Origin of the sequence: Trichlorobacter sp. (genome assembly GCF_034008105.1) — a bacterium.
GTDB lineage: Bacteria > Desulfobacterota > Desulfuromonadia > Geobacterales > Pseudopelobacteraceae > Trichlorobacter.
On the sequence record NZ_JAVEPN010000017.1, the window covers coordinates 35,495 to 51,062 of the forward strand.

15 protein-coding genes are annotated in these 15,568 nt (G+C 62.8%); 10 read left to right on the forward strand and 5 right to left on the reverse strand.

What is annotated here, in order from left to right:
- The 5 genes from RBQ93_RS10750 to RBQ93_RS10770 all read left to right on the forward strand — a co-directional run bounded on the left by RBQ93_RS10750 (nt 1) and on the right by RBQ93_RS10770 (nt 4,983).
- Entirely contained in the window at nt 1–648 is a 648-nt protein-coding gene (locus tag RBQ93_RS10750; RefSeq protein WP_320372120.1) for a hydrogenase, read from the forward strand.
- A gap of 4 nt (nt 649–652) precedes the next feature.
- Entirely contained in the window at nt 653–2,095 is a 1,443-nt protein-coding gene (locus RBQ93_RS10755) for a proton-conducting transporter membrane subunit (protein WP_320372121.1), read from the forward strand.
- A complete protein-coding gene (locus tag RBQ93_RS10760) occupies nt 2,092–3,567 on the forward strand; it encodes an NADH-quinone oxidoreductase subunit C (protein WP_320372122.1) in 1,476 nt (491 codons plus the stop codon). Before RBQ93_RS10755 ends, RBQ93_RS10760 begins: the two co-directional genes overlap by 4 nt.
- Nucleotides 3,568–3,607: 40 nt before the next feature.
- Entirely contained in the window at nt 3,608–4,369 is a 762-nt protein-coding gene (locus tag RBQ93_RS10765; protein WP_320372123.1) for a 4Fe-4S dicluster domain-containing protein, read from the forward strand.
- Nucleotides 4,370–4,530: 161 nt separating this feature from the next.
- Complete coding sequence (locus RBQ93_RS10770) at nt 4,531–4,983, forward strand: N-acetyltransferase (protein WP_320372124.1); 453 nt, start codon at nt 4,531–4,533, stop codon at nt 4,981–4,983.
- A gap of 16 nt (nt 4,984–4,999) precedes the next feature.
- Here RBQ93_RS10770 and RBQ93_RS10775 read toward each other — a convergent pair whose 3' ends face one another.
- Genes RBQ93_RS10775 through RBQ93_RS10795 form a run of 5 tightly spaced genes read right to left on the reverse strand, consistent with a single transcriptional unit; the run spans nt 5,000 to nt 10,931 of the window.
- Nucleotides 5,000–7,087 carry a transporter substrate-binding domain-containing protein gene (locus RBQ93_RS10775; protein WP_320372125.1) on the reverse strand — a complete coding sequence of 696 codons (2,088 nt, stop codon included), beginning with the start codon at nt 7,085–7,087 and terminating at the stop codon, nt 5,000–5,002.
- A gap of 11 nt (nt 7,088–7,098) precedes the next feature.
- Nucleotides 7,099–8,361, reverse strand: coding sequence for a Ni/Fe hydrogenase subunit alpha (locus tag RBQ93_RS10780; protein WP_320372126.1), 1,263 nt, complete (start codon nt 8,359–8,361; stop codon nt 7,099–7,101).
- Entirely contained in the window at nt 8,354–9,097 is a 744-nt protein-coding gene (locus RBQ93_RS10785) for an NADH:ubiquinone oxidoreductase (protein ID WP_320372127.1), read from the reverse strand. Before RBQ93_RS10785 ends, RBQ93_RS10780 begins: the two co-directional genes overlap by 8 nt.
- Nucleotides 9,094–9,939 (reverse strand): FAD/NAD(P)-binding protein, encoded by an 846-nt coding sequence (locus RBQ93_RS10790; RefSeq protein ID WP_320372128.1) that lies wholly within the window; start codon nt 9,937–9,939, stop codon nt 9,094–9,096. The genes RBQ93_RS10785 and RBQ93_RS10790 overlap by 4 nt, the downstream gene beginning before the upstream one ends.
- Nucleotides 9,936–10,931, reverse strand: coding sequence for a 4Fe-4S dicluster domain-containing protein (locus RBQ93_RS10795; RefSeq protein ID WP_320372129.1), 996 nt, complete (start codon nt 10,929–10,931; stop codon nt 9,936–9,938). Before RBQ93_RS10795 ends, RBQ93_RS10790 begins: the two co-directional genes overlap by 4 nt.
- A gap of 44 nt (nt 10,932–10,975) precedes the next feature.
- On the opposite strand from RBQ93_RS10795, the gene RBQ93_RS10800 reads away from it, so the two are divergent.
- The 5 genes from RBQ93_RS10800 to RBQ93_RS10820 all read left to right on the forward strand — a co-directional run.
- Entirely contained in the window at nt 10,976–12,280 is a 1,305-nt protein-coding gene (locus RBQ93_RS10800; RefSeq protein WP_320372130.1) for a sensor histidine kinase, read from the forward strand.
- Nucleotides 12,277–13,632 (forward strand): sigma-54 dependent transcriptional regulator, encoded by a 1,356-nt coding sequence (locus RBQ93_RS10805; protein WP_320372131.1) that lies wholly within the window; start codon nt 12,277–12,279, stop codon nt 13,630–13,632. The genes RBQ93_RS10800 and RBQ93_RS10805 overlap by 4 nt, the downstream gene beginning before the upstream one ends.
- A 158-nt stretch (nt 13,633–13,790) precedes the next feature.
- A complete protein-coding gene (locus tag RBQ93_RS10810; protein ID WP_320372132.1) occupies nt 13,791–14,147 on the forward strand; it encodes a hypothetical protein in 357 nt (118 codons plus the stop codon).
- Between the two features lie 41 nt (nt 14,148–14,188).
- The gene (locus tag RBQ93_RS10815) at nt 14,189–14,692 is read left to right on the forward strand and encodes a hypothetical protein (RefSeq protein WP_320372133.1); all 504 of its coding nucleotides are present in this window, start codon (nt 14,189–14,191) and stop codon (nt 14,690–14,692) included.
- A 36-nt stretch (nt 14,693–14,728) separates the two neighbouring features.
- On the forward strand, nt 14,729–15,568 hold an 840-nt coding region (locus RBQ93_RS10820), incomplete at its 3' end, for a hypothetical protein (protein ID WP_320372134.1).

Below are 15,568 nucleotides of genomic sequence, written 5' to 3' on the forward strand. Positions count from 1 at the left end.
ATGACCGCAATCTTTCTGACTGATCAGCTGTTGATCGTGGTGATGCTGCTCAACTTCGTGCTGCTGGGTACCGGACGCCATCAGCTCAGCGTCAGGCTGGTGGCGGCACAAGGGGTCATGCTGGGGCTGTTGCCCGGTATCCTGGTCCCGTTTTCCTGGCATCTGGCGCTGATTACGGTCGGTATCCTGCTGGTCAAGGGTGGGCTGGTGCCCTGGCTGATTGCCCAGGCGATCAAGCGTAGTGAGGCTAAGCAGGAGTTGCAGCCGCACCTGGGATTTGGCGCCACCCTGGTGCTGGGGGCCATCTGCACGGCCCTGGCGTTCTGGTTTGCCGCTCGCCTGCCGTTGGCGGCGACCCATCACGGGCATCTCTTTCTGCCGGCCTCCATCGCCACCCTGCTGGCCGGTTGTCTGCTGCTGACCACGCGGCGCAAGGCGATCTCCCAGGTGCTGGGGTATCTGGTGCTGGAGAACGGTATCTTCATCTTCGGCCTGCTGCTGACTGAGGCGATGCCGGTGATGGTGGAGGCCGGGGTATTGCTGGATCTGCTGGTGGGCACCTTTGTGATGGGGATTGTGATCAAGCATATCAGCCGGGAATTTTCCTCGCTGGATACCTCGCGCCTGACGGCGCTGCGGGAGCGTTAGCCCGATGCTGCACGCCCTGATTCTGATACCGCTCGTGGGGGCCTTGATCGCCGGTCTGCTGTCCGACGATCAGCGTCGGCCACTGCTGCTGCCGTTGGTGGCCCTGCTGCACACCGGGCTGACCCTGGCCGAGCTGTGGCACCCTTCCGGGCCGGCCCATGGCGGCTGGGTGCAGCTGGACCCGCTGGGGAGCATCGTCCTTCTGACTATCAGCCTGCTGTTTCTTGGTTGTTCGGTCTATGCTGTCAGCTATCTGCGCCACGATCGTCCTGAACGGCCCAACCGTTTCCTGTGCCTCTCGCTGCTCAGTTGTCTGGCAGCCATGACGCTGGTCTGCATCAGTCAGCACCTGGGTCTGCTCTGGGTGGCGGTGGCCGTTGCCACCGTCAGTATGGCGCCGCAGATTTATTACAACACGAACGCCCGCTCCATCGAGGCCACCTGGAAGTACCTGTTGATCGGCTCGGTGGGGATCGCCCTGGCCTTGCTGGGGGTCTATTTTCTGGCCTACGCCACCCTGGTGGCCGGGGTCGATGCTACGCTGCAGCTGGAGAGCCTGCTGGAGGTGGCCCCAAAGCTCGATCAGGGGTGGCTGCGGCTGGGGTTCGTGTTTTTGCTGGTGGGGTTCGGCGTTAAGCTGGGGCTGGCGCCGCTGCACACCTGGAAACCGGACGCCTACGGCGAAGCGCCGGGCCTGGTGGGGGCGCTGCTGGCGGGTGGGCTCACCAACTGTGCCCTGTTGGCGCTGATACGGGTCTATCAGCTGATGCTGGCCGCCGGTGGCGATGACCGTTTGTATCGCGTGCCGATGATGGTGCTGGGGCTGTTTTCGATGCTGGTGGCAGCGGTGTTTCTGGTGCGTCAGGCCGATTTTAAGCGGATGCTGGCCTACTCCAGTGTCGAGCATATGGGGCTCATGGTGCTGGCGTTGGCGATCGGCAAAGGTGCGCTGGCAGGGATGCTGCTGCACCTGATCGGTAATGGTCTGGCCAAAGGGGCCTTGTTCCTCTCCTCCGGCACCTTGCACCGGGTCTATGGCAGCAAGAGCACCCTGGGAGTGCAGGGCGCGCTGCGGCGGGTGCCCTGGTCCGGCAGCATCCTGTTGGGCGGTTTTCTGGCAGTTACCGCCTTCCCGCCTTCGTTGCTGTTTCTGAGTGAGTTCACCATCATCACCGCCGCCTTCAGGCAGGGTAGCTGGGTGGCGGCAGTCCTGTTACTTTTGGCGTTGGCGGTGGTCTTTCTGGGCATGGCCCCGATCGTGTTGGGGATGGTGTTGGGCGATCCTCCCTCCCGTCTACCCAGCACCAGTCAGCGTGAACGGCTGCTGACGGTGCTGCCGCCCCTGGTATTGCTTCTGTTGGTGGTGGTGCTGGGGGTCTGTCTGCCGCCACCGCTGGCCGATCTGGTGCATCAGGGGGCAGCCCTGCTGCGGGGAGGCTGTCCATGAGCGGCGCCAAGCTGATATTTACAAACCCAGCCTCTGTGCCATTGGCCGAGCTGCCGCTGCTGACGCCGGACAGTTTCAGCCAGGAACTGTATATCTCTATGGCCGAGGGCTGGCGTGTCTGCAGCTATTTCGGCCATCGTCAACCCGGCGGCCCGCTGCGCCGGTATGCCGTACTGGCCCAGGACAGCCAGCAGCAGCTGGCGGCGTGCTGCTGCGAGCTGGAGGGCAGCTTCACCTCGCTGGCCGTGCTCTGCCCGCAGGTCTCGCTGTTTGAGCGGGAGATCTGCGAGCAGTATGGCATCACAGCTGAAGGACACCCCTGGCTGAAGCCGGTTCGCTTCCCCCAAGGCGGGGTGGGGCTGATGGATTTTTATCAGGTTGAGGGGGATCAGGTCCATGAGGTGGCGGTGGGACCGGTCCACGCTGGCATCATCGAACCGGGCCATTTCCGCTTCCAGTGCCACGGCGAAGAGGTCTTCCACCTTGAGATCTCGCTCGGCTACCAGCACCGCGGTGTCGAGCAGGCGTTACCCGCAGCCGCACCGGGACGCGCCCTTGCCATGCTGGAGGCGGTGGCCGGAGACAGCACCATCGGCCACCTCTGGGCCCACTGCCTGCTGCGGGAGGCGGTGGATGGGACGGTTGTATCCGAACGGGCCAGTCTGCTACGGGGTATCGCCCTGGAGCTGGAACGACTGGCCAACCACGCCGGCGACCTGGGGGCCCTGGCCGGGGATGTGGGCTACCTGCCCACCGCCTCGTTCTGTGGCCGGATACGGGGTGATTTCCTGAACCTGACGGCCGAGTTGTGCGGCAGCCGTTTCGGTCGTGGCCTGCTGTTGCCGGGCGGTGTCAGGTTTGATCTGGACCATGCCCAGGCAGCCGGTATCCAGAAGCGATTGCTGGCCGCCTACCGCGATCTTAAGGGGGCCACCGACCTGTTATGGCAGAGCGCGTCGGTCATCAATCGATTCGAGGGCACCGGCCAGCTCAGCCTTGAGACGGCCGCTGCGCTCGGGCTGGTGGGGCCGGCTGCCCGGGCCTGCGGGGTGGCGGTCGATGCCCGCAACCGGCACCCCTTCGGCTGCTACGGCCTCCATGCACTGCACGCACCCACCGGCCAGCAGGGCGACGTGCTGGCCCGCGCCCGACAGCGGAGCCAGGAGTGCGAACAGTCGGCCGCCTGGTTGGCGGACATGCTGGAACAGGTGCCGTCGGGGACGGTGCGGGAGACGCCTGCGCTGCCGCAGGCTGGCGAACGGCTGGCCGTGGCATTGGTTGAGGGCTGGCGCGGTGAAATCTGCCATGTTGCTATCACTGACCTTCAGGGCGCCATCAGCCGCTACAAGATCACCGATCCCTCCTTCCACAATTGGCAGGGGTTGGCCGTGGCGCTGCGTGGTGAGCAGATCTCGGATTTTCCGCTCTGCAACAAGAGCTTTAACCTGTCGTACTGCGGCTTCGATCTGTAAACTTGTGTGTAAACGGTAACGTTGGCTGAAAGGTTCCGTCATGCTGCTCTCGCTTCTAGAACGGATACGTCAGGGCTACCGCACCATGCCGTTTCCCCGTACACCGCCGCCGTTGGCAGAGCGGTTTCGCGGGCGGCCGGTGTTGGAGCCGGGCCGCTGCGCTGACGGATGCCGGGCCTGTCTGGAGGCCTGTCCGGTGGGGGCGATCAGCGTCACTGCCGACGGGCCGGTAATCGATCAGGGGCTGTGTCTGTTTTGCCCCTCCTGCAGCGAGGCCTGCCCCCAGGGTGCGGTCGCCTTCAGCCGTGACTATCGTCTGGCAGGCCGTGCCCGAACCGATCTGGTGCTGGAACCCGCTCAGACGCCACCACGTGCCGAACCGCTGGAAAAGGATCTGCGGAGGCTGTTCGGGCGGTCTCTCAAGCTTCGCCAGGTCAGCGCCGGCGGCTGCAACGCCTGCGAGGCCGACACCAACGTCCTCAACACCCTGGCCTGGGATCTGGGGCGCTTCGGCATCCAGTTCGTGGCCTCGCCCCGCCATGCCGACGGCCTCCTGGTGACCGGCCCGGTCAGCGACAACATGCGCGAAGCGTTGCTGGCGACCTGGGAGGCGGTGCCGGCTCCCAAGCTGGTGATCGCCTGTGGCGCCTGCGCCATTGGCGGCGGACCGTTCCGTGATCTGCCGGCGGTGCACAACGGGCTGGAGGGCATCATCCCGGTGGATCTGTTCATCCCCGGCTGTCCACCCCATCCGGCCACCATCATGGACGGCCTGCTCAGGCTGCTCGGCCGCATCGACTAGGCGTTGTCACGTTTGCGCGATACCTGCGTTGGCTGGTTAGTGTTTCCTTGACGCCGTGCCCTGATCACACCATTGGCAACGCAGGGGGCAACAAAGTTGATGCAGCAGTGCGGTTACATTTGCTACACTGTGCCCAACATCCCCTGCGACAAGGAACCGCCATGCTCCGTAAGGCCCAGATCACCGATGTCAAAGAGATCCAGAAACTGTTGACCACCTACGCCAGCCGTGGCGATATGCTGTCCCGCTCGCTGTCCGAGCTGTACGAGTCGTTGCGTGATTTCTACGTTGAAGTGGCTGACGACGGACGGATTCTGGGGGCGGCTGCCCTGCATATCGTCTGGGATGATCTGGCGGAGGTTCGCTCGGTGGCGGTTGCGGAGGATGCCGGACGCAAGGGGGTGGGCAGCGCCCTAGTGAGCGCCTGCATTGATGAGGCCCGTGAACTGGGCCTGAAGCGGATCTTCTGTCTGACCTACAAGCCGGACTTTTTCGGCAAGCTGGGTTTTGTGCTGGTGGATAAATCGACCCTGCCCCACAAGGTGTGGGGTGACTGCATCAAGTGCCCAAAATTCCCGGATTGCGACGAAAATGCCATGACTCTGGATTTGTGACACATGCTGTCATGGTTTAGATTTCTATCCTGAATTCAGCACCGTTTTCCACGTTACGCGCCGTCAGTTTCCCGCCCATGTTTTTTTCAATGATGTTCTTGGACATGTAGAGCCCGATGCCGGTGCCCTTGTCCGGCCCCTTGGTGGTGAAATAGGGGTCGAAGATATGGGGCAGGGCCTGCTGGTCAATCCCGCCGCCGTTATCCCGAATCGTGGTCACGCTCTTGCCGTTTTCCTCGGTCACCATAATCTCGATGCTGGCATTAACGACCTCCCGTTCTAACAGGATGTCGCGGGCGTTGTACAGGATGTTCATCACCACCTGGATAAACTCGTTGGGATAGCCGGTTACCCGCAGCTCCTGGCGTTCATCCTTGAGCAGCGCCACCTTGATATTGTTGGCCGTCAGGGCTGGGGTCACCAGCGCCAGTGCCTTGGCAATGGTGGGCGCCAGGGAAAACTCCAGGGCGCTGCTGCGGTCGCGCACAAAGAAGCTGCGGAAGTCGTCGATGGTCTGGGACATATACTGCAGGATCTCCATCACCGCCTTGATATCCCGGTCCATCTCCTCGTCGGTGAGTTCGCCGGCCCGCTGCAGGTACTGCATGGTCTGGATATAGACCGCGATGTTGTTCAAGGGCTGGCGCCACTGGTGGGCGATGTTGGTCAGCAGTTCACCCAGAGCGGCCATGCGGTTTTGCTGGATCAGCAGGTCGTCCTTCTGGCGCAGCTGGGTTACCGCCTCACTGATGCGTTGCTCCAGCGTGCTGTTGAGCAGCTGCAATGCCTCCTGGGCCTTCTGGCGCTCACCGATCTCCTGCTCCAGCAGTACGGCCTTGTCGTGCAGCTCCTGTTCCGTCTTTATCCGTTCCGTTATGTCGCGCCCTTCGGGGATCAGCAGGCAGACCTTGCCGTTGTCGTCAAAGACCGGTTTGATTGAGAAGTCCACATAATGTATCGCCCCCTGTGCGGAGCGATGTTTCGCCACCATGCGTACCAGCTCTCCCTCCATCGCCTCTGCCATCGCCTGCTGAAGCCTGACCTGCTGGGCAGGATCGTGGTTCCACCAGGGGGTATCCCAGAACAACTGCCCGCGCACTTGATCCAGGGTGGTGGCGACCAGGTCCAGGGCGGTCTGGTTGATCTCGATCAGGCGGCCCTTGGCATCAAGCAGGCCGATCATCTGCAGGGTCTGGTCGAAGATGCCGCGAAAACGGCGCTCACTGTCGCTGATCCGTCTGTTGTAGCCGATCAGCAGAAAATAGCGCCAGATCGCCAGGGCGATCAGTGCGGACAGGGTGAGGATAGTCAGCAGCAGTACGACCTTGGTGGTGTTCCAGAACGGCGCAGGGCTGCCGTACCATTTGGTGTAGAGGGCCTTGTAGGCAGGGCTGGTCACAAAGGCGGCTGTGGGGCCCCGCAACTGACGGTACAGCTCAGGGTTATTTTTGGCAACGGCGATGGCCCGTTTGATCTCGATCAGTGGCGGTTCCAACATTTTAATTTGGTCTTCGATGCCCGCTTCTCGAGTGAGTTGCAGCACGATGTTGTCCGGCCCGACAAAGGCGTCAATCCGCCCGGCCAGCAGTTCCATGATCGCCTGCTGGTAGGAGTCGTAAAAGGTCAGCGTGATGCGGTTTTCGTTTTTAAGCAGTTGGTAGGCCTGGCTGGCCCGCAGGGTGCCCACCGGGCGGTTGTACAGGTCGGGCAGGCCAGCGATGCTGCCGCTCTTGGTGCGGATGATGATGCGGACACCTGAGGTCTCGGTATAGTCGGTAAAAAGGAAAAACGTCTGTCGCTTGGGATTGACCACCAGCACGGGACAGATGTCGGCCTGTCCGGTTTTGAGGGCGTCTTCCGCTTCCTGCCAGTTGTTGACCACCAGATACTGCACCTGCAGGCCTGCCTCAGCCGCGACGGCATTGGTCAGATCAACGGCAAAGCCGGTTGGTCGATCTGTTTTGCGATCGACAAAGGAGGACGGCTGCAGGTCGCGCAGGATCACAGCCGTGATCGGTTTTGCTTGTACCGGGGCAGGGGCGGAAAACAGCAGGCTGCCGGTCGCAAGCATGGTGATGGTTATGAAGCGTAGTATGCCGATCATCGGCGCTCCTCTTAATGTACCGCGCAGGAGATGCACGGATCAAAGCAGCGTATCAGCCGCTCGGCCTGCAGCTTGAACGAATCGGGATCTGCATCGGGCAGACACTGGAGCAAGTCCGTCAGCATCAGCGCCATGGCACCCTGGTTGATGGCGGTGGGGGTCACCACCTGGGCGGCGGTGCAGTATCCGGCGTCGTTAAAGCTGTACTGATGCAGCAGCAGGCCACGGGGGGCCTCGATCAGGGCTGTTCCGCTGCCGGAGCGGGGCTGCACTGCAGCTGCCCGCTCCGGCAGCAACCCGTTCTGGAGTAGTTGTCTGCACAGCACCATTGCCCGCTCGATGGCCTGCAGCAGTTCGATGGCCCGGGCCAGATGGGAGGCGGTCAGGGGCGCCCCAAGCAACCGCGAATCGTAGCGTTGCAACGCCGCCTGGGCGGATGGTTCCAGCGGAACATCCAGATTGAGGCGCGCCAACGGACCGACCAGGTAGGGGCCATGCTCGCTGAAGCTACTCAGCTTGGCGTGGCTGTACCCAACCAGGCGTTCATCCAGCCAGGCGTAAGCCTCACAGGCTGCCAGCTGCTGGCCGTCACTGGTAGTCAGCTGCTCACCGAATAACGATGGTCCTCCGCTGGCGGCACAGCAGGGCAACGGATGCAGCGCGGGTAAGGTCTCATTCAGCCCGGCGGCCAGCTCGATGGTGGCCAGTGCCGCCGGTAGCAGCTCCTGCAGCTGGTCGATCAGCTGCTTAAGGCTGTCGGCAGCAGGAACGCTGCCGAGCCCGCCCAGCAGCAGGTTGAAGGGATGGATCGCCCGTCCGCCCACCAATTCCTGTATCCGGTTGCCCAGCGCCTTGATCTCCAGTCCGCGCTGAAGCTCGGCCGGGGCCCGTTGGGCCAGCTCGGGAAAGCCGTTGCAGCCCAGGTAATCGGGCAGGGCCAGACAGAACAGGTGCAGGGCGTGGCTTTCGATCTGGCCCCCCTGCACCGCCAGCTGCCGCAGCAGGTCGGTCTGCGTGCTAACCTGCAGCTCCAGTGCGTGTTCTACCGCCTGCAGGGCCGCCACCTTGTGCACCGTGGAGCAGATCGAGCAGATGCGACAGACGATCTCTGCAATCTCGTCATACCGCCGTCCCAGCACCAGCGCCTCAAACAGCCGCATCGATTCATACAGCTCAAGCCGTGCGCCCACCACCCGCCCGGCCTGCTGCTCCAGCCTGATCCTGCCGTGGCCTTCCACCCGAGCCAGTTGGTTGATCGTCCGCAGCTTAGTCATGGCGCCACTCCGGGCAGAAACGCTGCAGCCGTGCCGTCACCGTCTGTTGATCAAACCCCTTTTGCTGATAAACCGCCAACGCCTCAGTCAGATTGACCTCCGGGGCTGGTCCGCGGCAGCCTTCGCAGGGCACGCCCAGGCTGGGGCAGCGGGCGTCGCAGCCGCCCAGGGTCAGGGGGCCGAGGCAGAGCTGATTCCGCTCCTGCAACAGGCAGAGGTTTTCCCGCATCCGGCAGTCGGTGCAGACCGGGCTGACGCCAGCGGGCGGCAGGTTGCCCCGTACCAGATCGCTCAACAATGCCAGCAGTTCCTTCTTTTCCGGCGGACAACCAGGCAGAGCGGTATCCACCGTAACGTAGGCCGATAACGGTCGCGGCAGTCCGTCATCCAGTGGAGGGTGTGGTCCGTAGACCTGGCTCAGCAGCTGTTGACGGGGCGTGTCGGAGCGCAGGGTGGCCACGCCGCCCCACAGCGCGCAGGTGCCCAGGGCGACCAGCAGGCGGCTGCGGTTACGCAGCTCACGCAGCAGTTCCACTTCATGGGCGGTGGTGCAGCAGCCCTCCACCAGGGCAACATCGTACTGCTCTGCCATCTGCACCGGCGAACAGGCCATGGGAAACAGCTCGAACTGCACCTGTTCCAGCAGCAGCGGTAATTCGGCCTCGCAGTTTACGAGCGAGAGCTGGCAGCCCGAACAGGCGGTCAGGCCGACTATGGCCAAGCGGGGACGGTTCACAGGGCCCCCTCGATGGTCTGCAAGGCGCTGTAGGCGAAGACCGGCCCATCGGTGCAACAGAGCAGGGTGCCGACTGCGCAGTGGCCGCAGTGACCCATGCCGCAGTGCATGCGGCGTTCAAGCGAGAGATGGATCTGCTGTGGCGGGATACCCCGTTCCAGCAGCGGCGGCACCAGAAAACGGTAGGCGGCCGGTGGACCGCACAGTGCAACGACCGTTCGCTGGGGGTCAACGGTCAGCCCTTCCAGCAGCGCTGGCAACAGTGCCACCCGGCAGTCAGGTAAGCCGGGCGGACACTCGCCGGCTCGGTCCACTGCCAGCCGCAGCTGCAGATCCTTGCGGCTGGCCAGGTCGGCCAACTCATGGCGGAATAGTAGCGCCTCAGGGGCCTTGGCGCCATACAGCAGGGTCAGTCGGCCGTAGCGTTCCCGCTGGTGCAGCAGGGCCAGCAGCAGTGAGCGCAGCGGCGCCATCCCCAGGCCGCCGGCCATCAGCAGCAGATCCTGCCCGGCATAGTGGGACAGCGGAAAGCCGTGCCCGAATGGTCCCCGCACCGCCACCTGATCACCCAATGCCGCTGCATGCAGTGCTGCGGTGACCCGTCCAGCCTTGCGGATACAGAGTTCGATGCTGCCGTCGCTGGAGGGAAAACCGCAGTAGGAGATCGGCGCCTCGCCGGCGCCCGCGACGGAGAGCTGCAGGAACTGGCCTGGTTGAAAATGGGCTGGCGAGCTCTGGTGCTCTGCCGGTCGTTCGTCAAGCTGCAAGGTAAACAGGGCGGTATCATCGGTCAGATGGCGGATGGCGCCGATGCGGGCCGCTTGTGGCAGGGAGGTGTTCATGGCGTGCTCCTTTCCAGCCGTTCTGCCAGTGGACGCAGATCGAGCCCGGTGGGGCACTGCACCCGGCAGCGACCGCAGCCGACACAGGTGGGCAGGCCCCGCAGTTGGCCATAGCCGCGGTACTTGTGGCGGTAGCGGTAACGGAAGCGTTGGGCGCGGTCCTTCTGGAAGCTGTGGCCGCCGGCCACTTCGGAATGGCTCTTGAATAGGCAGTTGTCCCAGCGGCGCAGCCGTTCGGCCGAACAGCCGTCCAGGCCGCCGAACTCCAGCACCTCGAAGCAGGAACAGGTGGGGCAGCAAATGGAGCATGCCCCACAGCCCAGACAGTGGTCGGCCAGCTGCTGCCAGTCCGGCAGGTTCGGGTCCAGTTCTTCGTGTGACGTTGCTACGCTAGCGCTGCCGAAATGATCGCGGGTCGATGCCGGCGGTTGCTGTGCCGGTGTCGATTGCAGCAGATCCTGCAGCGCTTCTCGCAGCAGTTGGCCCTTCGGACTCTCAACGTGTAGCAGCAGCCCATCGGCCTGCTGGTGCAGAAACAGGTCGCAGGCTGCCGGCAGCGGCGACGGCATCTGGTGGCAGGAGCAATACTGATCGGGGGTACAGGAGGCGCCGATCAGGATCAGCCGTTCACGCCGGGCGGTGTAGAGCGGGTCCGGGCTGTCGGCTGCCATGAACAGTCGGTCCAGATAGGCGATGGCCGCCAGGTCGCAGGGGTGCAGTCCCAGCAGGATCAGTGGCGTTTCCGGTTGTGGTGGTGCCTGGTAGCCGGTTGCCGGGTGGTAGGTCAGGATGGTTTCGCTGGGGGCCAGCAGGTACTTCTTGGGCGGCAGCAGGCTGCGCTGGGCTGTCAGATCGGGCTGGGCTCCCGGCGGCAACGGTCCGAAACGGACAGCCCCATCGCTGCCGCGCAGGGGGGCGTGCAGTTCTCCCAGCGTCTGCAGACGAGCCAGAACCAGGGGCAGATCGTTGTATGACAAGGCCGATAGTGTCATGGCTGAGCTTCCTTGGCAGCCAAGTGTAGCAGGTAAACCGTTGAATGCAAATCATGCTTGACTGCCGGGCCAGGGCCGGCGTTAGTATATCGGCCATGCAGCAGTCCCGTTTTCAGATAGCCTTGGTGGTTGCCGGTCTGGTGGTGACGATCCTGTTGGTCTGGTATGCCGTTTCCAGTTACCGCAGCGCACTGCCGATCGCCCAGACCCTGCAACGGGGCACCGCCTTGTCCCTGGGCCAGGCCATCGAAGGCGTTGCCAGCCGCGATCCCTCATTCGCAACCCTGGCTGCTTTCAAAACGCCAGATCTGGCGTTTTTTGCGCTGGTGGACCGGCAAGGAACTATCCGTTTTCACAGTAACCCCGACCTGATCGGCGAACAGGTGGAGGATCAGCGGTATCGTCCCGTGTTCGACCAGTCCGGGCCGGTTGAGCACCGGGTCAGGTTGGGGACCGGCGAGGAGGTCTATGAGCTCCATCTTCCGCTGCACTTGCCTAGCGAAACGTTGGCCCTGCGGCTGGCCCTGCATAGCTGGCAGGCCAATCAGATCATCCGTCGTGCTCGGACTGGATTCGTCTTGCTGCTGATTTTGACCACAGCGGCCTGGTCGTTGGGGCTGCTGTCGTTGCGGCTGGTGCGTCGGGATGCCCAGCGGCGCGAGGCCTTGGTTCGCAACGAACAGTTGGCACGTCTGGGAGAGCTGGGTGCGGTGCTGGCCCATGAGGTGCGGACTCCACTGGCCGGTATCAAGGGCTTTGCCCAGTTGCTGGCGGAACGGGCGGCGGGCGACCAGCGCTCCCGCCAATGTACCGATGCCATCCTGCGGGAAACCGTTCGTCTGGAGGCATTGGTGAATGATCTGTTACTGTATGCCCGTCCCGATGGACCGCCACCCGGTACCGTCCCGATCGATACTGCCGTGGAAGAGGCCTGGGGATTGCTCGGCGCTGAGGCCATGAGGCTGGGTGTCGTTTTTGAACGCACTGGGGAACGCGGACTCAAGGTGGCTTGTAGTGCGGATCGTTTGGGCCAGCTGTTGCGTAATCTGTTCACCAATGCCGTGCAGGCCATGCCCCAGGGGGGGCGGTTGCGGGTTGCCACAACACTGCAGGATAATGAGGTTGTTATGACCGTGGCGGACAACGGTGCAGGTTTTGCACAGGAATTGTTGCCGCGCGTCTTTGAGCCCTTTGTTACCACCAAGGCCAGCGGAGGAGGGCTGGGGCTGGCGGTCTGCCGCCGGATAGCGGAGGGCTGTGGCGGAACGATCGTTGCAGAAAATGGGCCGGACGGCGGGGCGCAGATCACGGTGCGGCTACCACAAGCCACTGTCAAGGAGCAGGTATGAAACAAACGGCCAGGATACTGGTGGTGGAGGACGATGCCACCTTCCGTTCATTGTTGATGACCATTCTGGAGGACCAGGGCTACGATACCGTTGCAAAGGAGGATGGTAAGGCGGCCCTGATGGCGTTGCGGCGTCACTCGTTCGACCTGGTGCTTTCCGATCTGCGGCTGCCTGGCCTGGGGGGGCTCGAACTGTACCGGACGGCCACCGCCGAGGGGCTGGCGCCGCCCTTTATCCTGCTGACCGCCTTCGGTACGGTGGAAGAGGCGGTGGCGGCCATCAAGGAAGGGGTAGCCGATTTTCTCACCAAGCCGCTCAAGGACCCAGAAACACTGCGGACACTGGTGCGGCGTACACTGGACAACGAAAGTCGTGTGCGGAGCCTGACTGCGTTGAAGGAACGTGAGACGGCTGGTTTGCCGCCCGATGAGGTGTTGTTTGCCGGCCAGGCCATGGGAACGGTTCAGCGCATGTTGCGGGAGGTGGCCACTACCCAGGCTACCGTGTTGTTGAGCGGAGAGTCGGGCACCGGCAAGGAGTTGGCCGCCCGCTACATCCATTGTGCCAGCCAGCGTGGCGAAGGGCCGTTTGTAGCGCTTAACTGCGCAGCCATCCCGGAAAATCTGCTGGAAAGCGAGCTGTTTGGCCATGAGAAAGGAGCCTTCACCGGTGCGGTGCAGACCCGTATGGGTAGATTCGAACTGGCTTCGGGCGGCACACTTTTTCTGGATGAGATCGGCGAGCTGCCCCTTACGCTCCAAGCAAAATTGTTGCGGGTGCTGCAGGAGCGTAGCTTCGTGCGGGTGGGAGGACAGCGTGAAATTCGGGTTGATCTGCGGATTATTGCCGCCACCAACCGCGATCTGCTGCAGGAGGTCAGGGAACGACGCTTTCGTGAGGATCTTTATTATCGGCTCAATGTCTTTCCAATTGCCTTGCCGGCGTTGCGCGACCGAAGGGATGCTCTGAGAGCGCTGAGCGAGTTTCTGGTGGAGCGGATCGCCCACCAGATCGGGTGTGCCGTACCGACTCTGGATTCGGAGTTGCTGGAAACGTTGAGCCGCTACCGGTGGCCCGGCAATATTCGTGAGTTGCAGAATGTGCTGGAGCGGGCCGTTATTTTGGGGCGGGGCACCATCACGGTCCAAGATCTGCCGGAGCAGTTACGTTTTCCGCAACGTGCTGCAGAGATTGAAACGCTTGACGGGAGTTTGCGGGACATCGAGCGGAGCGCTATCCTTGATGCCCTGGCAGGTTGCGGCAACAATCGGCGCCTGGCTGCTGAAAAGCTGGGTATCTCGAAGCGTACCCTGCAGTATCGTTTAAAGGAATATGGTTTGCTGGGTGGTTAGTGCAATAGTTGCAGCCGGTCGATGCAGGTATTGCACCTGTAAGGGCGATGTTTTGCTTAAAATTCAGTAACATTGGTGCATTATCGTGATGGCACGTATTCTGTAGATAGTTGTGGCAACGGGACGGATTCCCGATCTCACACAGGAGGTGTACGGAGATGAGCGCACAACGGATGATGATACTTGCGGCAGTGGTGGCGACAATGGTGGCCTTTGGTGGCGAGTCTTTTGCCCGCGGTGGCGGCGGTGGTGGCATGGGCGGCGGCGCCCGGATGAGCGGCGGCGGCCAGGGCAGTCAGCTGAGAGACGGCAGCGGCGATCAAAACCGCATCAAGCAGCAGAAGCGTGAGCAGGTCCAGAAGCGTGAGCAGTTGCGCGATGGTAGTGGTGCAGGTGCTGCAACCCGCCAGGGTGCCGGTCAAGGCCAGATGCGTCAACTGGGCCCCGGTGACGGCACCGGTACCGGCCTGCGTCCGCAAGATGGCACCGGCTTTGGCAGCCCTGCCAAGCAGTAGTTGCGTTAACTTTTTACAGGCAAGAGGAAGAGATGCTGTACGTGCGTTTTCTGCATAGCATATCCCTGCATCTGATGGTGTCTGTGCTGCTCCTGACACCGGTTTCAGGCCATGCCGGCTGGTTGTTTGGCGATGATGCCCCGGCGGCGCGCGCGGGATTGAATCTCAGCCAAGGGTACGACCGCAACACGGTGGTGACGGTAACCGGCCGTGTTGCGGCTCTGCCCGCTGCCGACAGCGACCCGGTGACCATCGAGCTGACAACGGTCACTGATCGTTTTATCGTGGTGCTGGGGCCCCGCTGGTACTTGCAGGATGATGATCTCGGCTGGAAGGTGGGAGATACGGTGTCGGTACGAGGATCCCGCGCCCAGGGCAAGGATGGCCAGAGCTACCTGATCAGCCAGTGGATCAGTCTGCCTGATGGCGGTCAGTTGACAGTGCGTTCCGACACGGGCCGACCGCTGTGGTCAGGTGGCCAGCGCCTTCGCACAGGGCAACAGCAGCACCAGCAAGGTGGTTCCGGTATTCGCCGGGGTCGTTAGGTCCGGGCAAAGAACGTAGAGGGAATGGTGACAGGCATGCAGATGGTGCAACGCGGGTGGTGGAGTGAGGTGATGTGGTTCAGGCTGGTGAGCACGCTGGTTGTATTGCTGACGACATCGGCTGTCTGGGGCGACGATAGCGAGCACCGCCTGCAGCAGGGGGTCAGCACGGCTATCGGTAGCGGCTTCGAGGTGACTTATGGCGATTATGGCAGCAATGCCGATGCAACCGTGGTTACGGTGCCGGTCCTGCTGGTCGTAAATCCCCTCCAGAATGTTGACCTGACCCTGGAGGTGCCGCTGGTCTATTTTAGCAGCCGTTCATCCAGCGACGTGGTGGTCACCCGGTCAGGCGGTCAGGGGCGGCGGACCAACGCCACCGTCAGCCTTTCATCCAGCAGCAGCACCAGTAGCGAGGCCGGCCTGGGTGATATCAACCTGAGTGCCGGCTGGACCGTGCAGCAGGACGAGGAAGGCTGGCTGCCGCGAGTTCGTCCCAACCTGTACCTGAAGCTGCCCACCGGCGATGATGATAGCGGACTGGGCACCGGCACCTTCGAGTTTGGGCCGGGTCTGTCGCTCTCCAAGTGGCTGGGCGATTTTCAGCTGTTTGTTGATGGCGTTTACATCCTGCAGGATAGCACCAGCGACTACCAGGGCAAGAACTACCTTTCCTACACCGCTGGCGCTGGCGTCCAGCTCAGTGACCGTCTGTTTGCCTCACTGTTTGCACGGGGGGCCACAACCCGGGTCGATGGGGGCGATGCTCCGCTCGAAGGACGGCTTAAGCTCAACTTCCTGCAGTCGCGGCGGGTGGCCTGGGAGTTGTATGGCCTGGCCGGGTTCTCGGACGCCAGTCCGGCGGTCGGTGGCGGG

What these genes read in the sequence shown, in the direction of transcription:
- RBQ93_RS10750 (WP_320372120.1), top strand. Translation starts at nt 1, where the DNA reads ATGACCGCAATCTTTCTGACTGATCAGCTGTTGATCGTGGTGATGCTG.
- RBQ93_RS10755 (WP_320372121.1), top strand. Translation starts at nt 653, where the DNA reads ATGCTGCACGCCCTGATTCTGATACCGCTCGTGGGGGCCTTGATCGCC.
- RBQ93_RS10760 (WP_320372122.1), top strand. Translation starts at nt 2,092, where the DNA reads ATGAGCGGCGCCAAGCTGATATTTACAAACCCAGCCTCTGTGCCATTG.
- RBQ93_RS10765 (WP_320372123.1), top strand. Translation starts at nt 3,608, where the DNA reads ATGCTGCTCTCGCTTCTAGAACGGATACGTCAGGGCTACCGCACCATG.
- RBQ93_RS10770 (WP_320372124.1), top strand. Translation starts at nt 4,531, where the DNA reads ATGCTCCGTAAGGCCCAGATCACCGATGTCAAAGAGATCCAGAAACTG.
- RBQ93_RS10775 (WP_320372125.1), bottom strand. Translation starts at nt 7,087, where the DNA reads ATGATCGGCATACTACGCTTCATAACCATCACCATGCTTGCGACCGGC.
- RBQ93_RS10780 (WP_320372126.1), bottom strand. Translation starts at nt 8,361, where the DNA reads ATGACTAAGCTGCGGACGATCAACCAACTGGCTCGGGTGGAAGGCCAC.
- RBQ93_RS10790 (WP_320372128.1), bottom strand. Translation starts at nt 9,939, where the DNA reads ATGAACACCTCCCTGCCACAAGCGGCCCGCATCGGCGCCATCCGCCAT.
- RBQ93_RS10795 (WP_320372129.1), bottom strand. Translation starts at nt 10,931, where the DNA reads ATGACACTATCGGCCTTGTCATACAACGATCTGCCCCTGGTTCTGGCT.
- RBQ93_RS10800 (WP_320372130.1), top strand. Translation starts at nt 10,976, where the DNA reads ATGCAAATCATGCTTGACTGCCGGGCCAGGGCCGGCGTTAGTATATCG.
- RBQ93_RS10805 (WP_320372131.1), top strand. Translation starts at nt 12,277, where the DNA reads ATGAAACAAACGGCCAGGATACTGGTGGTGGAGGACGATGCCACCTTC.
- RBQ93_RS10810 (WP_320372132.1), top strand. Translation starts at nt 13,791, where the DNA reads ATGAGCGCACAACGGATGATGATACTTGCGGCAGTGGTGGCGACAATG.